This is a genomic window from Rhodococcus sp. Leaf225, assembly GCF_001426145.1.
In the GTDB taxonomy this organism is placed as follows: Bacteria; Actinomycetota; Actinomycetes; order Mycobacteriales; family Mycobacteriaceae; genus Rhodococcoides.
In genome coordinates, this window is sequence record NZ_LMRN01000021.1 from 319,672 (window position 1) to 333,821 (window position 14,150).

14 protein-coding genes and 1 riboswitch are annotated in these 14,150 nt (G+C 68.3%); of the genes, 8 read left to right on the forward strand and 6 right to left on the reverse strand.

The genetic code is table 11. From position 1 onward, the window contains the following. Window positions 1–3: 3 nt before the first annotated feature. A complete protein-coding gene (locus ASG69_RS16620) occupies window positions 4–420 on the forward strand; it encodes a cytochrome c oxidase subunit 4 (protein ID WP_027505813.1) in 417 nt (138 codons plus the stop codon). 214 nt (window positions 421–634) lie between these two features. Further along, window positions 635–1,522, forward strand: coding sequence for an alpha/beta fold hydrolase (locus ASG69_RS16625; protein ID WP_056445636.1), 888 nt, complete (start codon window positions 635–637; stop codon window positions 1,520–1,522). 255 nt (window positions 1,523–1,777) lie between these two features. Here the strand turns inward: ASG69_RS16625 and qcrB are convergent, their stop codons facing one another. The 4 genes from qcrB to ctaE form a co-directional block, all read right to left on the reverse strand. Then, window positions 1,778–3,514 carry a cytochrome bc1 complex cytochrome b subunit gene (qcrB, locus tag ASG69_RS16630; protein WP_037185718.1) on the reverse strand — a complete coding sequence of 579 codons (1,737 nt, stop codon included), beginning with the start codon at window positions 3,512–3,514 and terminating at the stop codon, window positions 1,778–1,780. Further along, entirely contained in the window at window positions 3,511–4,746 is a 1,236-nt protein-coding gene (gene qcrA, locus ASG69_RS16635; RefSeq protein ID WP_081821261.1) for a cytochrome bc1 complex Rieske iron-sulfur subunit, read from the reverse strand. Before qcrA ends, qcrB begins: the two co-directional genes overlap by 4 nt. Next, entirely contained in the window at window positions 4,743–5,624 is an 882-nt protein-coding gene (gene qcrC / locus ASG69_RS16640) for a cytochrome bc1 complex diheme cytochrome c subunit (protein WP_056446281.1), read from the reverse strand. Before qcrC ends, qcrA begins: the two co-directional genes overlap by 4 nt. 78 nt (window positions 5,625–5,702) lie before the next feature. Continuing rightward, window positions 5,703–6,317: an aa3-type cytochrome oxidase subunit III gene (gene ctaE, locus ASG69_RS16645; protein ID WP_027505815.1), complete on the reverse strand. Its 615-nt coding sequence runs from the start codon at window positions 6,315–6,317 to the stop codon at window positions 5,703–5,705. Window positions 6,318–6,604: 287 nt separating this feature from the next. On the opposite strand from ctaE, the gene ASG69_RS16650 reads away from it, so the two are divergent. Both ASG69_RS16650 and trpD read left to right on the forward strand, forming a co-directional pair. Then, window positions 6,605–7,096 (forward strand): hypothetical protein, encoded by a 492-nt coding sequence (locus ASG69_RS16650; RefSeq protein WP_027505816.1) that lies wholly within the window; start codon window positions 6,605–6,607, stop codon window positions 7,094–7,096. 11 nt (window positions 7,097–7,107) lie between these two features. After that, complete coding sequence (trpD, locus tag ASG69_RS16655; RefSeq protein ID WP_056445633.1) at window positions 7,108–8,151, forward strand: anthranilate phosphoribosyltransferase; 1,044 nt, start codon at window positions 7,108–7,110, stop codon at window positions 8,149–8,151. Window position 8,152: 1 nt separating this feature from the next. Here trpD and ASG69_RS16660 read toward each other — a convergent pair whose 3' ends face one another. Together ASG69_RS16660 and ASG69_RS16665 are read right to left on the reverse strand one after the other, a co-directional pair. Then, window positions 8,153–8,428 carry an Lrp/AsnC family transcriptional regulator gene (locus ASG69_RS16660; protein ID WP_027505818.1) on the reverse strand — a complete coding sequence of 92 codons (276 nt, stop codon included), beginning with the start codon at window positions 8,426–8,428 and terminating at the stop codon, window positions 8,153–8,155. A gap of 64 nt (window positions 8,429–8,492) precedes the next feature. Further along, on the reverse strand, window positions 8,493–10,235 hold the full coding sequence (locus ASG69_RS16665; RefSeq protein ID WP_231476318.1) for a DEDD exonuclease domain-containing protein: 1,743 nt from the start codon (window positions 10,233–10,235) through the stop codon (window positions 8,493–8,495). Between the two features lie 175 nt (window positions 10,236–10,410). On the opposite strand from ASG69_RS16665, the gene ASG69_RS16670 reads away from it, so the two are divergent. The 4 genes from ASG69_RS16670 (at window position 10,411) to ASG69_RS16685 (ending at window position 14,144) form a co-directional block, all read left to right on the forward strand. Next, on the forward strand, window positions 10,411–10,701 hold the full coding sequence (locus ASG69_RS16670; RefSeq protein WP_082544524.1) for a hypothetical protein: 291 nt from the start codon (window positions 10,411–10,413) through the stop codon (window positions 10,699–10,701). A gap of 113 nt (window positions 10,702–10,814) precedes the next feature. After that, window positions 10,815–10,980: riboswitch (cyclic di-AMP (ydaO/yuaA leader) on the forward strand. Between the two features lie 16 nt (window positions 10,981–10,996). After that, entirely contained in the window at window positions 10,997–11,566 is a 570-nt protein-coding gene (locus ASG69_RS16675) for a C40 family peptidase (RefSeq protein ID WP_027505820.1), read from the forward strand. A 290-nt stretch (window positions 11,567–11,856) separates the two neighbouring features. Further along, window positions 11,857–12,858 (forward strand): C40 family peptidase, encoded by a 1,002-nt coding sequence (locus ASG69_RS16680; protein ID WP_081821287.1) that lies wholly within the window; start codon window positions 11,857–11,859, stop codon window positions 12,856–12,858. Next, window positions 12,828–14,144 (forward strand): hypothetical protein, encoded by a 1,317-nt coding sequence (locus ASG69_RS16685; protein WP_235578979.1) that lies wholly within the window; start codon window positions 12,828–12,830, stop codon window positions 14,142–14,144. The genes ASG69_RS16680 and ASG69_RS16685 overlap by 31 nt, the downstream gene beginning before the upstream one ends. The last annotated feature ends 6 nt before the right edge of the window (window positions 14,145–14,150 follow it).

Consider the following 14,150-nt stretch of genomic DNA (forward strand, 5'->3'; position numbering starts at 1 on the left):
CTCATGAAGATCGAAGCGAAACTCTTCGAGATCCTGACCGGGTTCTTCATCCTCGTCGGAATCCTCTACGGCGTGTTCACCGGCTTCTCGCGGACCGGCATCGAGTGGGCCGGCCTCACCGCCATCGCCCTCTCGGCGGGCCTGACGCTGATCGTCGGAACGTACTTCCGGTTCGTCGCTCGTCGACTGGACACCCGTCCCGAGGACTACGACGACGCGGAGATCGCCGACGGTTCCGGCGACCTGGGCTTCTTCAGCCCCGGTAGCTTCTGGCCCATCATCCTCGCCGGATGCGCCGCCTTCATGGCCCTGGCATTCGCGTTCTACGAGCCCTGGATGCTCGCGGTCGGCGCCCTCGCCATCATCGCCGCCGCAGCCGGACTGGTCTTCGAGTACCACGTGGGACCCGAGAAGCACTGACACGGCTCCACCCCGAACGCCCCCGGCCTGTGGTCGGGGGCGTTCGGCGTCGGTGGGGTGGGATTGCGCCCCTCTGGTGGGCTTCTCGCGCCCCCGGTGTTCCCGCACCCACGCTGCGCCGTCGCACGTCGCTTTGCCGAGCAACACGCATGCGTGACGCAAGGAAGGGTGCGGGAACTGGTGCCCTGCCGGCCGCTCGCGCGATGATGACGACGTGTTCGAGAACTTCGACGAATCGATGATCGAGGTCGAGGCCGCGTCGATCCTCACCCGGCACTGCGGCGCGGGCGATCTCCCCGTGCTGTTGCTGCACGGGCACCCGCGTACGTCGGCGACGTGGCACCGTGTCGCCCCACTGCTGGTCGACGCAGGACATACGGTCGTCTGCCCGGACTTGCGCGGGTACGGACGCTCGCAGGGCCCGGCGCCGACACCCGACCACTCCGCACACTCGAAGCGGGCGATGGCCTCGGACATGGTGCAGGTGATGGCCGCACTCGGGCACCGACGCTTCGCCGTGGTCGGTCACGACCGTGGAAGTTACGTGGCCCTGCGCCTGGCCCTCGACCACCCGAGCCTCGTGGCCGCGCTGTCCCTGCTCGACTGCATCCCCATCAGCGAGCACCTCGACCGGGCGGACAGTCGATTCGCGACCCGATGGTGGCACTGGTTCTTCTACGCCCAGCACGACCTCCCCGAGCGCGCCATCACTGCCGATCCCTCTTCGTGGTACCGCGGCGATCCGGCCCTCATGGGAGTGGAGAACCACCGTGAGTGGCTGACGGCGATCCACGATCCCGATGTCGTACGCGCGATGCTCGAGGACTACCGAGCGGGACTCACTGTCGACGCCGACCACGAACGCGCCGACCGAGCGCAGGGGAGGACGTTGGCCGTGCCGGTGCAGGTGCTGTGGTCCACACGGGACGACCTCGAGGAGTTGTACGGTGACCCGTTGACCATCTGGCGTGCATGGGCGCCGGGCGTCGTCGGGCACGGCATCGATTCGGGACACCACATGGCCGAGGAGGCCCCGCACCACCTCGTCGACGCGCTGCTGCCGTTCCTCGCCTCGGCGGAGCGGTGGGATTCAGTGCAGTAGCCCGCGCTCCACACGGTCCAGTGCACCGGATCTGCTGGGGCGGGGTGTTCGTGTGCAGTGATCCGCGGTCGGCGCGGATCACTGCACACAAGAGTGGTGGGTGGCATCCCGATCCGCCGGCGCGGATCTCGGACTGCGCTGACACCCCGCCTCGCCGAGCGACGACGGGTGCGGGAACGAGTGGTGGGGGAGGGGACAGACGAGAAGAGGCGCCACCCGAGTGGGTGGCGCCTCTTCTACCGTTCAGCGGGTCGCTCAGTGCCCGTTGGACTCCGGTCCGTGACCGTTGCCGTTGGACGAGCCGTTGCCGTTCGAGTGGCCGTTGGACGAGCCGTTGCCGTTCGAGTGCCCGTTGCCGTTCGAGTGCCCGTTGCCCTGCGACAGGATCTTCGCCTGGTAGGTGCGGAGCATGGTGAGCTGATCGTGCTCACCCTCGTGCGACAGACGCTCGTGCAGCCGGTGCTCCTCGTCCGAGTCCGGGGTGAAGATGCTGCCCGAGCCGGGCTTGCCGGCGGAACCGAGCTTGTTCATCTTCTTCGGGATCGCAGCACCCTGGTACTCGAGCGGGATCGGGTGGCCGTGATCGTCGACCGGGCCGAGGGGCTGGTGGATCTCGACGTAGGCGCCGTGGGGCAGACGCTTGATGACGCCCGTCTCGATGCCGTGCTCGAGCACCTGGCGATCGCTGCGCTGGAGACCGATGCAGAAGCGGTAGGTCAGCAGGTAGACGATCGGAGGCAGCACCACGAGGCCGATGCGGCCGATCCAGGTCATCGCGTTCAGGGAGATCGAGAACTTGTACGCGATGATGTCGTTGACGCAGCTGAGCGTCAGGACCACGTAGAAGGCGATCGCCATGGCGCCGACCGCGGTACGCACCGGAACGTCGCGGGGACGCTGCAGCAGGTTGTGGTGAGCGTCGTCCTTGGTGAAGCGCTTCTCGATCCAGGGGTACGCGATCATGATCGCGAACACCGCACCCATGATGACGGCGACCCAGAAGACGGCCGGGATCATGTAGTTGCCGATGTAGAGCTCCCACGCGGGCCACAGTCGAGCCAGTCCGTCCGTCCACATCATGTAGAAGTCGGGCTGCGAGCCGGCCGAGACCTGCGACGGGTTGTACGGGCCCAGGGCCCACACCGGGTTGATCTGCAGTACGCCACCCATGACCGCGAGGACACCGAAGGTCATGGCGAAGAAGGCGCCGGACTTGACCGCGAAGACCGGGAGGATGCGGACACCCACCACGTTGGTCTCGGTGCGGCCGGGGCCGGGGAACTGCGTGTGCTTCTGGTACCAGACGAGCGCGAGGTGAGCTGCGATGAGCGCCAGGATGATGGCGGGCAGGAGCAGCACGTGCGCGACGTACAGGCGCGGGATGATCAGCGTGCCGGGGAAGTCACCGTTGAAGATCAGCCAGTGCATCCACGTTCCGATGACCGGGATGGAGATCGTGATGCCCGAGAAGGCGGCGCGCAGGCCGGTACCGGACAGCAGGTCGTCGGGGAGCGAGTAGCCGAAGAAGCCCTCGAACATCGCCAGGATGAGCAGCAGCGAGCCGATGACCCAGTTCGCCTCACGCGGGCGACGGAACGCACCGGTGAAGAAGATGCGCATCATGTGCACGATGATCGAGCAGGCGAACAGCAGAGCTGCCCAGTGGTGGATCTGGCGGATGAACAGACCGCCGCGCACCTCGAAGGACAGGTCCAGCGTGGTGGCGTACGCCTTGGTCATCTCGACACCGCGCAGGGGAGCGTAGGCGCCCTGGTAGGTGGTCTCTGTCATGGAGGGGTCGTAGAAGAGGGTCAGGTACGTACCGGACAGCAGCAGGATGACGAAGCTGTACAGCGCGATCTCACCCAGTAGGAACGACCAGTGGGTGGGGAAGACCTTGTTGATCTGACGACGCATACCCGCTGAGAGGTGATAGCGGGAGTCGACGTCCTCGGCTTGCTTCGCAGCGAGCGTGGCGATGGATGGACTCATCGTGAACCTTCCGATGACGACGCAGCAGAAGCGCTCTCCTGCTCGTGTACTCCGGCCGGACGTTCCCAGTAGGCGGGTCCGAGCGGCTCGATGAAATCGCCCGCGGCGACGAGGTAGCCCTCGTCGTTGACCGTGATGGGCAGCTGCGGAAGAGCGCGGGCGGCCGGTCCGAAGATCGGCTTGGCGTACTCCAACGCGTCGAATTGCGACTGGTGGCACGGGCACAGGATCCGGTTGGTCTGCTGCTCGTACAACGATGTGGGGCACCCGAGGTGGGTGCAGATCTTCGAGTAGGCGAAGTAGTCGCCGTAGTTGAAGCTCTCCTGGCCCTTCCGCTTGATGGTGCGGTCGGCGTCCTCGGTACGCAGACGGATGAGCATGACCGCGTTGCGGATGCCCTTCAGTGCGTGCGAGAGCTCCTCCTCGTTTCCACGCTCCGACTCACGGAACGGGAAGACGGTCTCCATGGCGCCGGCGTCGAGATCCTCCGGGCGGACGAGAACGATGTCGTCGACGCGTCCGGTGTAGCGACGCAGGTAGACGGTCTCGCCCTCGTAGTTCGGCGTCCAACCCGAGACCCAGAGCGAGGACTCGTCGCCCTCGGCCCACGGGTTCTTGATCAGACCGCCGAGCGGGAGGATCGACATGACGCCGAGCGCGCCGCCGCCGAAGACGAGGCTGCGCTTGATCATCTTGCGTCGACCCAGCGTGGAGGTGTCGAAGGAGTCGCTGAGCTCGGCGACGACCGTCTTCTTGTCCACCTCGCTCGATCCACCGTCGTGGCGATCCTGGATGGACACCTCTTCGGGGATGAACTTCTTGGTGAACTGCACGGCACCGACGCCGACACCGATGATCGCGAGACCCATGGTGAGACCGATGAGCGGTGTGTACAGGCTGTACAGCCCGTAGCTGTCCTCGCCCATGCCGGCGTACTGCCACGGCCAGAACAGGTAGATGGCGATGAAGGCCACGGCCGACACACCCGCCAGGAAGAACCAGAGGCTGACGCTGCGCTCGGCGCGCTTCTCGGCCTTGGTTCCGGGGACGGGCCAGCGTGCGCGACGGAACGCCACGTCCACGTGATCGAGGTTGGTGCCGAGTGCGACGAGCTCGTCGCGGCTCATGGCGGCCAGTTCCTCGTCCGTGTACTTGCGGTCTGGGTCGAAGCCCTCGGGGAACTTGTTCGGATCGCCGGGCACGCCGTCGTCCTTGCGGTTGTCGTCGCTCATGACCTCACTCCGATCCACAGTGCTGCTGCGACGACCGCTCCGATGCCGACCACCCAGATGGCGATGGCTTCCGTACCGGGGCCGAAGCCGCCGAGTCCGTATCCACCGGGAGGCTGCGTCTCGGAGGAGGACTTGACGTACGCGATGATGTCTTTCTTCTCTTCGGGCGTGAGCTGGCGGTCCGAGAACTTGGGCATGTTCTGCGGGCCGGTGACCATCGCCTGGTAGATCTGCTGCTCGTTCGCCGGGTCGAGTGTGGGTGCGTACTTGCCCGAGGACAGCGCGCCGCCGCGACCGGTGAAGTTGTGGCAGGACGCGCAGTTGAGGCGGAAGAGCTCGCTGCCGCGGGCGATGTCGCCGCCACGGAGTGAGTCCTGCGCGATCTCACCGTTGTCGGTGCGCACCACCGTGGGTCCGCCGCCGTTGGCCTGGATGTAGGCGCCGAGAGCGTCGACCTGCGACTGGTTGTACTTCGGGGGCTTCCGCTCGGCCTGGGCCTCGTTGCGCGCCATCGGCATGCGACCGGAGGAGACCTGGAAGTAGACGGCTGCTTCGCCGACGCCGATGAGGGACGGTCCGCGGTCCTGGACACCCTGGAGGTTGGCGCCGTGGCACGTCACGCAGGACGTGTCGTAGATCTGCTGGCCTTCGCGCACCATGGCCGCGCTGTCTTCCTGCGCGGTGGCGACCTGGGCGTCGGGGGTGAGGGCGGCGGCGAGGAAGCCCGCGCCGACGAGACCCATGAACAGCGCCATGGCGCCACTGACCCGGCGACGGGTACGACGCTTGCGACGCGCCTTGGTCGCCGAGGCGTCCGGCGTACCGGCGGACACGACAGTGCCGTCGTCGTCGGGAGTGGCGGGGGGAGAGGAACTCATCTGTATCCCTTGTCGTGTCGGGACGGCTTGTCGGATGCGACCGATGAGGCTGTCATCGGGTATTCGACGCCTGCTCGGTCAGCGGATGAAGTAGATCGTCGCGAACAGCGCGATCCAGACGATGTCGACGAAGTGCCAGTAGTACGACACGACGATGGCGGCGGTGGCCTGAGCCGGCGTGAACTTGCTGACCAGGGTGCGGGCGATCAGGAAGACGAAGGCGATCAGACCGCCGATCACGTGCAGGCCGTGGAAGCCGGTGGTGATGTAGAAGACGGAGCCGTAGACGCTGCTCGAGATCGAGGTGCCCTCGTGGACGAGGTGGTAGTACTCGTAGCCCTGGCCGGCGACGAAGAACGCGCCCATGGCCAGAGTGATCGTGTACCAGCGACGCAGTCCGAACACGTCGCCACGCTCGGCGGCGAACACGCCCAGCTGGCAGGTGAAGGACGATGCGATGAGCACCGCGGTCACGGGGACGGCCAGCGTCAGGTTGAGCTCGGTCGGCTCCGGCGGCCACTGGCCGGGAGCGGCCTGAGCCCGCGCGACGAAATACATCGCGAAGAGGCCGGCAAAGAACATCAACTCGCTGGACAGCCACACGATGGTGCCCACGCTGACCATGTTCGGTCGGTTCAGCGAGTGGACACGCTGGGTGATGGCGGATCCCGAAGTACCTACTGCGCTCGTCACATCGAGAAGTATGACTCGTCGTAGTACGGATGGCATAGCCGGGGCGGTATTGGCGAGTCGAGCATCGTTCGCGCGCGCGTGACACAGAATGCCTCCTCGTGGTCCGGTCGGCCCGTCTTCCTGGACTTTCTGTTCAATAGTACTCGTCTGTGCACGTCGGACCGGGTTCCGTCGACCCCCGCGCCCGTGATGTATCCCGCACGCCGGAGTCTCGACCCGAGCTTCAGACTCGATGCCTCCCGAGCGACTCCGGGACCGGTTCCAGCGGCATCTGGCACTGTCGTGGCATGACTTCGGGCTCTGGTCGTGGGCGGACACGGTGGTGGCAGCGGCTGTTCGGCCGGGCGGCTCCGGAGCCCCTCGACCCCACTCGCACCGACCTCGTCGTGGTCGCGTCGTGCTTCGACGACGTGGAGGCGTGCTCGACGACCCTCGAGCGCGCGGCGCACACGGACCCCCTCTGGTCCGCGGACGACGACGTGGTGTTGCGCCACCACCTGCTTCTCCCCGCCGATCAGATCGCCGACGCGGTGTCGGTGGCGGCGCAGGACGGTTACAGCGAGGCGACCGCAGGTCCCATGGCGCAGACTCCCGGGCATCTGCCCGGCGGTGTCTCCGACGCGACCGTCCTGGTGCTGCAGCGGGTGCAGGTGCTCGACGCGTTGCACTGCTCGCAGGAACGGTCACGGATGGCGGGGTTGGCCCAACGGCGCGACGGGGTGGTACTGGGCTGGGACGCCCTCCAACCGGCTGCCGAGGACGCATCGCCGGAGCACTAGGCTTCCCGCTCATGAGCGCTGGGGATGGCACGCGTACATGGGCACAGGTCCTCGGGGCCCTGGCATCACGCCAGGACCTGACGGGTGCCGACACGGCGTGGGCGATGGACGAGATCATGTCGGACAACGCCACCGCGGCCCAGATCGCTGCCTTCGGTGTCGCCCTCAAGATGAAGGGCCCCACGTCGGACGAACTGCGCGGACTGGCCGACTCGATGCTCGGCCATGCCAAGCGTGTGCCCGTGGACGACGACGTGGTCGACATCGTCGGCACGGGCGGCGACCGGTCGAACACCGTCAACATCTCCACCATGGCCTCGGTGGTGGTGGCCGCTGCGGGTATCCGCGTGGTCAAGCACGGCAACCGGGCCGCCTCGTCCAAGAGCGGCGGAGCCGACGTGTTGGAAGCGCTGGGCGTGCGTATCGACCAGGGGCCGGAGCGGGTCGCGGCGAGTGTCGCCGAGCTGGGCATCGGGTTCTGCTTCGCGCCCGTGTTCCACCCGGCGCTGCGCTTCGCCGCGGCGCCTCGCAAGGAGATCGGCATCCCTACGGCGTTCAACGTCCTCGGGCCGCTGACGAACCCTGCGAGTCCGCGCGCCGGTCTGGTGGGATGCGCATTCGACGATCTGATCGACGTCGTCGCGGGCGTGTTCGCGGCGCGCGGCAACTCCGTCCTCGTGGTGCGCGGCGACGACGGGCTGGACGAGATCACGACGTCGACGACCACGTCGGTGCGCGTCGTCCGGAACGGTGTCGTCGACCACGCGGTGCTCGATCCACGCGATCTAGGTATCGAGCGGGTTTCCCTCGACGCCCTCCGAGGCGGGGACGCCGCATACAACGCGGACGTGGCGCGTCGGGTGTTCGGCGGCGAACGAGGCCCCGTGCGGGACGCGGTGCTGCTCAATGCAGCAGGTGCCATCGCGGCGTTCCGCGGCGTCGACGGTTCGCTCGAGGACGCGATGGCCGGTGCGTTGACGACGGCAGCCGCCGCGGTGGACGACGGAGCCGCTCAGACCCTGCTGACGCGGTGGGCGGCGTTCACGTCGGCCTGAGTCACTCGCCGATGGAGAAGCCCGCGTCGACGTCGGCGCTCGAGTAGGACTTGAACGCGATGTGCGTGTCTGTCCGCACCACGCCGGTGACGCGGTTGACGCGCTCGGTGATCACCTCGGCGATCTCCTCGTGCGTACGCACCTTGACCACGGCGATCAGGTCTACGTCGCCGGCGCACGAGTACACCTCGGACACACCCGGTACGTCGGCGACGGCACGCGCGGTCTCCGGAATGGAGTGCACCTCGGCGTGGATCAGAACGATGGCGGTGATCATGGTGAACCTTCCGAACTGTCGTGAGAGGGCGAACTGCGGGTCAGCCTAGTTCTCGGCCGTGCGGTCATCCCCAGGCCATCGTGCGTTCCTTCTCGCGGCGTCCGACGTCGCGCACGGCGGCGCACCACTGTGCCCATCGCCCCGCTCCGTGCGCCGGTTCGCACCATCCGTCCGTGGTGTCGACGATGCGGACGCCACCCGACTCGAGCCACCGCGCGATCAGCGCCACCTCCTCCGGCGTGGCACCGCGTAGGGGAGTGGCGTCCGGCACGACGGTCTCCGCACCGGCGACGAGTGCTTCCACCACGGGCATGGGCGCGACGCCGCGGCGGGAACGACCGGCACTGGCGAGACGTCCGTGCCGGACGACGACGAACTCCCACCCGCCGTCGTCGGCGCGGCGCGCGGCGATCAACTGCTCGATGGCCGCGAGTGCCTGCAGCCGCTGCACCGACCGCAGGGCCGTCAACAGGGTGGCCGCGCGGTCGCGCAGGCGGGCCGCGGACTCGAAGAGCAAATCCTCGGACAGTGCGTCGATCCGGGCGGCGACGGCATCGAGCACCGCTGCGTCGGCACCCTCGGTGAGAGCGCGGAAGGCGACGGGCGCGTCGGCGTACTCCTCGGGAGTGAGCGGGCTCGCCGTCGCCGCCGTGCATCCACCGACGGCCTCGGTGGAACAGTCGTGCACCGCCGAGGCGGCGATGCGGTGGGTGCAGGAGCGCAACCGCGTGTGCTCGGCGACGAGAGCGGCGGCCTCGGCTGCCGCCCCGCGAACGGAGAACGGTCCGAGCGCGCCGGGCGCCGGTGTCCGGACGATGGAGATGCGCGGGAACGCCTCGCTCGTCAGGGTCAGCCACCAGCCCTTGCGGGGGTACTTCGATCGACGGTTGTACGGGGGCGTGTGCGCACTGATGAGCCTCAGTTCGCGCACGCCCGCCTCGATGGCATGGCTGCACTCGACGTGGTCGACCCGGGTCGCGAGGGCGACCATCTCCTTCATGCGTCCGCGGGTCTCGGATCCCGTGAAGTAGTTCCGTACACGGCGGTGGAGGTTCCGTGAGGTGCCGACGTAGAGCACCTCGTCGGACGGTCCGCGGAAGAGATAGACACCGGGGGCGTGCGGAAGGCCCGCCGCGAGCGTGCGTTTGGCGCGGTGCGCCGAGGACACCGTCGGCAGGTAGTCGACGAGTTCGGCGTAGCTGTGGACGCCCTGGTTGCCCACCCGTTCGATCAGCCCGTGCAGGACGTCGACGGTGGCCCGGGCGTCGTCGAGTGCCCGGTGGGTGGGCCTGGTGGACACCTGGAAGAGGGTGGCCAGCGAGGACAGCTTGACCGACGGTGCCTCGTCGCGCGTGAGCACCCGCCGGGCGAGCGTGACGGTGCACAGCACCCGGAACGACGGCCACGCCAGATCCATTCGCGTCGCCGCCGCGCGGAGGAACGCGGTGTCGAAGCGCGCGTTGTGCGCCACCAGCACGCTGCCGCGGGCGAACTCGACGAACGTGGGAAGGACCCGCTCGATACGAGGGGCGTCGAGAAGCATCGCACCGGTGATGCCCGTCAACGCGACGATGGCGGGCGGAATGGACCGGCCCGGGTCCACGAGCGTCGCCATCTCACCGATCACCCGGCCGCCGCGAACCTTGACGGCACCGATCTCGGTGATCGCGTCCTCGCCCGGTCGGCCTCCGGTGGTCTCGAGGTCCACCACCACGAAGGTCGTGTCCCGCAACGACTGGTCCAGTTCGTCGAATGCGAGCTGCACACCGCGTGCATGCCCCGACACCACAGTCGCCCCATCAGTCACGTGCGTCACCGTAGGTGGTCCCACCGACAGGAACCCGGTCCGTCCACGACGAGCACGCCGTGTCGGTGCACGTCGTTAGCGTCCGTTTCCGAGGCGTGATCGAGCGTCGGATCGGGTGTGATCCGGGCTGAACATCACGGCGAGAGACCGTGAACCACAATGAGACGGAGATCACATGATTGTCGATTGCGGCGAGTGCACCGTGCGCGGAGACGCGTGTTCGGACTGTGTCGTCTCGGTGTTGCTGGGGGTGCCGGGCATGCCCGCGGCGTCGGCCGGCGGCTCGCGTGACACCCCCTTCGCCACGCGCAGAATGCGTCTCGAGCAGGACGAACAGGAGGCGATGGCCGTTCTGGCGGAAAGCGGGTTGGTGCCCCGGTTGCGGTTGGTCGGCAGAGAAATTCCCTCACCGCAGGAGACCGGCCACGACCGACCCGTTGCGGGGCCGGAGCACGCCGCGGGGTGAGTCGGACCGTGATCGTTTCGCGACACGAGTCGGCTGGGCTCGACATCGGGGATGCCGTTTCGTAATCTTTCCGAGACATTGCGGAGTCGAGCAGAGCCACCAGGGACTGCGCCGCAAGGTCACCGCCTAATCGGCCACCTCTTCCGGGTGGTCGTACCGGGAACCCACCGTTACACCGGGGTGAATCCCGTCGTAGTCGCACCAGCGGCTCGTCGGGTAGGGCTGATCTTCCCAGCCCGAACCCGTCAGCTAACTCGGTCGGCGGATATCAGGAAGAAACGGAGCACATCTTTTCGTGGCGAAACACCGCAAACCCAGCACTGCCTCGCGGCCGGTCCGCAACGTTCTCGTCGCCGGCGCGCTCACCGCAGGCGCTGTCGCCATCCCCGCCGCCCCCGCCTTCGCGGCACCGGTGGAGATCCCCGGTATCGGCACCTTCGAGGTCCCGGACCAGATCCTGAGCCAGCTTCCCCCCATGCCGCAGGTCCCCGCGCTTCCCGGCCCGGCCGCACCGCAGTCCAGCGCCGCGCAGGTCGCCGTGCAGGCAGCCGAGAGCAAGGTCGGCGCACCGTACGTCTACGGAGCCGCAGGCCCCAGTGCGTTCGACTGCTCCGGTCTCATGAAGTGGGCGTACCAGCAGGCCGGTATCGAGCTTCCCCGCACGAGCTACGACCAGGCCGCGGCCGGCGTGCCCGTCTCGCAGGCGGATCTGAAGCCCGGCGACGTCGTGTCCTTCTACGGCGGCTCGCACTCCGGCATGTACGTGGGCAACGGCAACGTCGTCCACGCGTCCACCGAGAGCCAGCCCGTCAAGATCGCTCCGCTGTCGTCGATGCCCTTCGACGGCGCACGTCGCTACGCCTGACGCAGCGACACCTTCGCTCGACACCCTGACGCCGCACGAAACCGATCGCCCGGTCGGTTCTGTGCGGCGTCAGTCGGTGAATCCGCCGTTTTCGACGGGTTCTCGGGCTTCGTGGACAGAATCATCGTTCGCGTCGTAATCTTTCCGTGACGTCCTCGGCCATCATCCGCGCCGCCGAGCGACCCGGACTCGTCCAGATCGGAGAACCGTTCATCGTGCCGTCATCGGTCCACCCCCGCGTTCGTCCCACTTCTCGTACGAGACTGCGTGGACTGGTGATCGCGAGTGCGATGACAGCGGCGATCGCCGTCCTCCCCGCCGGTCCCGCCGGCGCCGACCCGGTTCCCGGCGCGTCCGCCTCCGAGGCGGTCACGAAGCTCACCGATCTCTCGCGCGAGTCCGAGCAGACCACCGAGGCGATGCACAACGCCCAGATCGAGCTCGACGCGAAGCTCGCCGCCCAGCAGGAGGCGGACGCTCGACACGACGCCGACCGTGCCGCCCTCGACGCGGCCACGGCGCAGATCGACACGGTGCGGCCCGCCGTCGACAAGATCGCCCGTGCCAACTACCAGGGCGCTCGGACGAACCGGCTCTTCGCGGTCATGGTCAGTGATTCCCCGCAGCAGTTGCTCGACCAGATGTCCGCTCTCGACATCATCTCCACCGACGCGGCCGCCACCGTCGGCACGTTCCGGGAGGCCAGCGACGCCGCAGCGGCAGCCGAGGCGGCGTCACAGCAGTCCGCTGACGCGGCCCGGGTGGCCACGGAGCAGGCGAAGGCTGTCAGCGACGACCTGCAGGGCAAGCAGAGCCGTCTGCAGAGCGAGATAGCCGATGTCGTCGCCGCGTTCGGTTCGCTGTCCGACACGGAGAAGCAGGGGCTGGCCGGCGCCGCGTTCCCGCCGGGCTTCGATCCCTCCGCCATCCTCGGCGCCCTCCCGCCGGGATCGCAGGCCGGAGCACTGTCGGCCGCGTTCACGCAGATCGGCAAGCCGTACGTGTGGGGTGCGACCGGCCCGGACGGGTACGACTGCTCGGGCCTCGTGGTGTGGGCCTACAAGCAGATCGGTAAGACTCTCCCGCGGTCGAGTCAGGCGCAGGCCGCCGGCGGCACCCCCGTCGACAAGGCGAACCTCCAGCCCGGCGACGTGGTCCTGTTCTATCCCGACGCATCGCACGTGGGTCTCTACGCCGGTAACGGCAACGTGGTCCATGCATCGACCTTCGGTGTTCCCGTTCGTGTCGAGTCGATGGCATCGTGGCCCTTCTACGGCGCTCGCCGCTACTGACGGTCCGCGCCCTGGCGGCGCTGGGCCTGGTTCTCTCCCTTCTGGTGGCGTGTTCGCCGTCGGCACCCGACGAGCAGACGCCCACGACGACTGCGGGCCCGGACGCCCGCACCGTCGGTGTCACGGCACTGCTCGATTCCTGGACGGCCGCACTCCGCTCCGACGACGAGGCCGCGCTGCGCGAGTTGATCGACTCCGACGCTGACCCGGGATTCGCTGATCGCGAGATCGCCCGCGCGCAGGCGCTGCGCGGTCTGCCGCTGTCCGACTTCGGCTACGAGATCACTCCGGGTCCGGAGACTCCGGTGCCGGTCGATCGGGCGGATGCACTCGCGGCCACCGAGGTGTGGGCGCCGAACGTCGCACTGCGGTACGCCTGGGCCGACGCCGACATCGGTTCCACGAGTCGCGACATCGCACTCGTCGTCGCTCGTCGGGGCGACACGTGGCGTCTGGTCTCCGATGCCGACCTGCCGCAGTACGGGCGCACCACGTGGCGTGGCCCGTGGGACTTCGGGCCGGTGGTCACGGAGCGAGTCGCCACCGGGTCGACCACGTCGCTCGTCGTGGGTCACGAGGCGCAGCGCGCCTTCATCGACGACCTCGCGGCGGAGCTGCCCTCCGCGGTGGCGGCCGTGACCGAGTTCGCCGGGCTCGGATGGTCTCGCCGCGCGGTCCTGACGGTCACCGGTTCCGATGCCGAGTTCATCAGTGCGGCAGACGGATTCACGTCCACCGATGTCGCGGCCTCGACGATCGCGGATCCGGTCCGCGGGGGCCTGGTCACCGGCCAGCGCATCGTCTTCGGCCCGACTGCGCCGGACCGGCTCACCGACTCGACCCGCCGCACCGTGCTGCGCCACGAGCTCACCCACGTGGCCATGCGCGCGGTCACCGGGGAGGACGCGCCCCTGTGGATGCTCGAGGGTTTCGCCGACTACTCGGGCTATCGAGGCTCGGGACTGTCCTTCGACGAGATCGCGCCCACCCTCGCGGCCGTGGTCCGCGCGGCGGGACCGCCCAGGGTCCTCCCGGAGGACTCGGACTTCGCCGCGGGTGGCAGTCGCGGATCGATCGCGTACGAGTCCGCCTGGTCGGTGGCCTCGTTCGTCGCCGACCGGTTCGGGGAGCCGGTGCTCCGGCAGCTGTACGACCGTTTCGCGGCCGGACCGACCGATCCCACCGTGACCGACTCGGTCTTCTCGGCCACGCTGGGCTTCGGCACCGTCGACTTCCTCGCGCAGTGGGGGCAGTGGGTGGCGGAACAGGCCGCCGGGCAGAGCTGACGGCGG